This is a genomic window from Gemmatimonas sp., from assembly GCF_031426495.1.
In the GTDB taxonomy this organism is placed as follows: Bacteria; Gemmatimonadota; Gemmatimonadetes; order Gemmatimonadales; family Gemmatimonadaceae; genus Gemmatimonas.
Map to the genome: position 1 here is coordinate 1 of NZ_JANPLK010000093.1, position 4,721 is coordinate 4,721.

General features: G+C 64.1%; 4 protein-coding genes. 3 read left to right on the forward strand and 1 reads right to left on the reverse strand.

What is annotated here, in order from left to right; all coding sequences use genetic code 11:
- Nucleotides 1-107: 107 nt before the first annotated feature.
- Nucleotides 108-785 carry a PEP-CTERM sorting domain-containing protein gene (locus tag RMP10_RS23170; protein ID WP_310572433.1) on the reverse strand — a complete coding sequence of 226 codons (678 nt, stop codon included), beginning with the start codon at nucleotides 783-785 and terminating at the stop codon, nucleotides 108-110.
- Nucleotides 786-1,240: 455 nt separating this feature from the next.
- Between RMP10_RS23170 and RMP10_RS23175 the strand changes: the two genes are divergently transcribed.
- The 3 genes from RMP10_RS23175 (at nucleotide 1,241) to RMP10_RS23185 (ending at nucleotide 4,586) form a co-directional block, all read left to right on the forward strand.
- The gene (locus tag RMP10_RS23175) at nucleotides 1,241-1,729 is read left to right on the forward strand and encodes a fasciclin domain-containing protein (protein ID WP_171225677.1); all 489 of its coding nucleotides are present in this window, start codon (nucleotides 1,241-1,243) and stop codon (nucleotides 1,727-1,729) included.
- Between the two features lie 150 nt (nucleotides 1,730-1,879).
- Nucleotides 1,880-3,565: an amidohydrolase gene (locus RMP10_RS23180; protein WP_310572434.1), complete on the forward strand. Its 1,686-nt coding sequence runs from the start codon at nucleotides 1,880-1,882 to the stop codon at nucleotides 3,563-3,565.
- Nucleotides 3,566-3,683: 118 nt separating this feature from the next.
- The gene (locus RMP10_RS23185; protein ID WP_310572435.1) at nucleotides 3,684-4,586 is read left to right on the forward strand and encodes an ABC transporter substrate-binding protein; all 903 of its coding nucleotides are present in this window, start codon (nucleotides 3,684-3,686) and stop codon (nucleotides 4,584-4,586) included.
- Nucleotides 4,587-4,721 lie beyond the last annotated feature (135 nt).

A 4,721-nucleotide genomic window follows, 5' to 3' on the forward strand; every position in this document is an offset into this window, starting at 1 on the left:
GGGCGCAAATTACTGGGGGATCTGGGGGACTGGGTGTTGCCCCGCGGGCGCACCACGACTCTGACCCCTTGAAACTGACCCTGCTTACTAGGGAGTTGCTGTTGCGATTACGCGCGTGCCTTCCGGCGACGCACCACCGCCAGCGCCACCAACCCGCTCGCCATGAGCGCGTACGTACCCGGCTCCGGGACGGTGGTCGTGGCGCCATTCACCGACACGTTGTTGATCGAGAAGTCGTTGGGCTGGTTGCTGGCGGACACACCTTCGAAGCGCACGCCGCGAATGTCGCCGTTCGTGCTGGTGATGCCTGCGAACACGGCCGAGCCGTCGCCGCCGCTGGTGGAGTTGCCTTCGAAATTGAAGAACGCGAGCACGTTCCCGGAGAAGTCGAGCGCGCTGATGCGGCCGACAAAGCTGCCGAAAAAGTCGGTCTGAAAGTTGGCACCAGCCGACGAAATGTTGCTGCTGAACATGATCGTCATCGGACCGTTATTGGCGCTGGTCCAGAGCAGCGCGTCACCGCTGGCAAAGTTGCCGGACCAGCCGGAACCCTGATTCACGCGCGTAAAGCCGGACTGCACGGCCTGGCTTACGGTGGCGGTGAGCGCGGTGTTGGTGACGTTGATGTTGAACGGGTTCGACACACTTCCGGTGGGGAGGTTCGCCCAGTTGATGAAGCCCGTGCCGCCCACCTGCGCGCGCGAGGTGAGGAGGCTGTACTGGGCCGAAGCGGTGTTGGCGCTGAAGGCGAGGGCGACGACGGCGAGCAGGGTGTTACGAAGCACGGAGGACTCCAGAAGAGGCATGGCTGAATTCGCTTACGCCACCGACCTCTTCAATAAGCGTGCCTCCGTGAAGGGTCTCTAATCCTACTATGTAGGCATGTGATTCATTACCGCTGGCGCGAGTAGCTGGGGACGGTTTGGTCCACAGGGTGTGGCTCGGGGGCTACGGAACGGCGAACACCCTAGGGAGCAGGGGGGAGGGTATCAGGCGAGAGGAAGGAGTAACCGCGCCGTTCACCTCCCTCCTGCCCCCTGATACCCTCCCCCCTGCTCACTAGGGTGTTCAGCTATCCCTCGCACTCTGGTGTACTACGTACGCACGACCCCCAATTCGGACTCACCTGTTCGGACTGTCACAGTCTCAAGACGCCGGAACCCGCCTTGGGGCGCTCGTGTTCAAGCTTGTGTTAGGACCGGTTGGTCCTATACCACATAGACATCTCGGAGCTTTTCTGATGCGTAAGCTGTCCATGCTCGTTGCTGGTGCGATGCTCGCCGTCGCTGCCCCGTCGATCGCGCAGGCGCAGGATAAGGACATCGTCGAGACGGCGGTCGCCGCCGGTTCGTTCAAGACCCTGGCCAAGCTCCTCACGGACGCTGGCCTGATCGAGACGCTCAAGGGACCGGGCCCGTTCACGGTGTTCGCGCCGACCGACGAGGCCTTCGCGAAGGTCCCGGCCGCGACGCTCGCCGCGCTCGGCAAGGACAAGGCCGCGCTCAAGAACGTGCTGCTGTACCATGTCGTCGCCGGTAAGGTGATGGCCGCCGACGCGCTCAAGCTCGCGGGCAAGGGTGCCAAGACGGTGGAAGGCCAGGAAGCGAAGATCACAGTGATGGGTGGCGTACCGATGATCAACCAGGCGCACATCGTCAAGACGGACATCGTCGCCAAGAACGGCGTGATCCACGTGATCGACGCGGTGATTCTGCCGCCGGCGAAGTAATTCGCTAACTGCGAAGTAGGGAGTAGGGAGTAGGGAGTAGGGAGTAGGGAGTAGGGAGTACGGAGTACGAAGTACGAAGTGGGAGTTGCGCGGGGTGACCATCACGGTTGCCCCGCGTTACTCTTTTTCGGACCCTCCTACCCTAGCTTCATGATCGCCTTCCGTACTCTCCTCGGCGCGGCCGTACTCGCGGCGCCGCTCGGTCTTTCGGCTCAAACCGTTGCCCCCAAGGCGCCGGCTGACCTCATCGTCACCAACGCGCGCGTGTACACGGCCGATGACGCGCGTCCGCTGGTGGAAGCATTTGCCGTTCGCGACGGGCGCGTTGCGTTCGTGGGCTCGCAGCGCGAGGCGGCGGTGCTCCGCGGGCCAAACACGCGCATGGTCGACGCCGGTGGGCGCACGGTGATCCCGGGCATGGTCGATGCCCATGCACACTTCAGTGGGCTGGCGCAGACGCTACGGTCGGTGGATCTCACGGGCACGAACAGCCTGGCCGAGGTGATCGCGCGGGTAGTGGCGAAGTCGATGTCGGTACCCAAGGGCACGTGGATCACGGGCCGTGGCTGGGATCAGAACGACTGGGGCGTCACGGACTTCCCCACGCACGACGCACTCACGGCGGCGCTGCCGGATCATCCGGTGCTGCTGGAGCGCGTGGACGGACACGCCACCTACGCCAACATGGCCGCGATGAAGGCGGCGGGTGTGACGGCGGCCTCGAAGGCGCCGGTGGGTGGTCAGATCATCAAGGATGCGAAGGGCAATCCCACGGGCGTGTTCGTGGACAATGCCAGCGACGTGCTCGAGAAGCAGGTCCCGGCTCCCACGGCGGCTGAGTACAAGAGCGCGCTCAAGGAAGCCATCGCGGTCATGCACAGCTGGGGACTCACGGGCATGCACGATGCCGGCGCCACGCGCGCGGCGATCGACACGTACGAAGAGCTGGCCAAGGCGAAGGAGTTGAATCTCCGTTTGTACGTGATGATCGGCGACGACAAGGCCGCGCTCGATCACTTCTTCGCCAAGGGTCCGCAGTCGGCGATGTACGACGGGCAGCTGTGGGTGCGGGCGGTGAAGCTATACGCCGACGGCGCGATGGGCTCGCGCGGGGCGGCCCTGTTGGAGCCGTACAGCGACGACCCGAACAACTCGGGGTTGTTGAAAAGCACGCAGGAGCACATCCGCGAAGTGGCCGAGCGTGGGCTCAAGGCGGGATTCCAGATCAACTCACACGCGATCGGCGACCGCGGCAATCGCGTGGTGCTCGACGCGTACGAGCAGGCGCTCAAGACGGTGCCCACGGCCGATCATCGCTTTCGCGTGGAGCATGCGCAGATCCTGCATTACGATGACATCCCGCGGTTTGCCCAGCTGGGTGTGATACCCAGCATGCAAGCCAGCCATCAAACCAGTGACATGTACTGGATCGGCAAGCGACTCGGTCCCACGCGCTTGTATGGTGCGTACGCGTGGCAGTCGCTGTTGCAGACGGGCGTGGTGATTCCGAACGGCAGTGACTTTCCGGTGGAGCAGGTGAATCCGCTCATCTCGTTCCATGCGTCGATCGCGCGTCAGGATGCCCGCGACTGGCCGGCCGGCGGCTGGTTCCCCGAGCAGAAGATGTCGCGTGAAGACGCGCTGCGCAGCATGACGATCTGGCCGGCGTACGCGGGCTTTCAGGAATCGTCGATGGGATCGCTCACGGCGGGCAAGTTCGCCGACTTCGTGATTCTCGATACGGACATCATGCGGGTGCCGGTAGAGATGGTCATGAAGGCGAGAGTGGTGTCCACGTATGTCGGTGGGAAGTCGGTGTACGAGGCGGCCAAGTAGATCGTGTGAGTTTGGGGTTGTGAGTTGAAGTGTGGAGTTGTGGGTTGCCGACGAACAGCGCTTAACGCAGAACGCGAAACTTTTACTCACTACTCGAAACTCACAGGCGATCTCCCGAATGCGCACTGTCTCTCTCCTCCCCGCCGCCACCGAAATCATGGCGTTCCTCGGCGCCACGGACCATCTCGTGGGTGTGACGCACGAGTGCGATTACCCCGACGTGGTGATGTCGCGCGCGCGGGTGACGAAGAGCAGCTTGCCGCACACCAGCGACCCGGCGGCCATCGATGCGGCGGTGCGCGAACTGCATGGTGCGGGGCACGCGCTGTACTCGATGGACGAAACGCGCATTCGGGCGCTGCATCCCGATGTGCTGCTCACGCAGGCGTTGTGCGAGGTGTGCGCCATCACCGAGACCGATGTGCGCGCGCTGGCCGCGAAGCTGCAGCCGGTTCCGAACATCGTGACACTCGGCGGCACCTCGCTGGATGGCGTGTACGCCGACATCCAGGCTGTCGCGCAAGCGATGAATGCCAGCGACGAAGCGGAAGAACTGCTGGCCGGGCTGCGCGACCGCGTGAAGCATGTGCACGACATCCTCAAAGCCGCCAAGGCCCCGCGGCCACGCGCCGTGCTGATCGAGTGGACCGACCCGGTGTACATCGCCGGTCACTGGGGCCCGGAACAGCTCAAGCGCGCCGGTGGCTTCGACGTGCTCGGCACCGCTGGCATGCACTCCACCACGGTGCCGATGGAGCAACTCGCGCACGCCGACCCGCAGTTCGTGCTGTTCGCGCCGTGCGGCTACTCGCTCGCGGCGTCGGTCGCGGAGGCGAAGCGGTGCATGGCGCTACCGCAGTGGTCGTGGCTGGCGGGCCGTCAGGTGTGGGCGCTGGACGCGAACGGTTTGGTGAGCCGGCCAGGCCCGCGCATCGTGGATGGCATCGAAGCGATGGCGCGGATTTTCAATCCGTTGCTGTTCACGGCGATTGATGCGAGGCATGCGGAAAGGGTGCGGTGAGAGTACGGAGTAAGGGGTAGGGAGTAAGGGGAGTTTCAAGGGGTCAGAGTCGTTGTACGCCGGGGGGGAACGACCAAGAACCCGAGTAACAATCTAGCACGGGGGGGCGGACCCCGCACCCAAAAACCCCCCCCA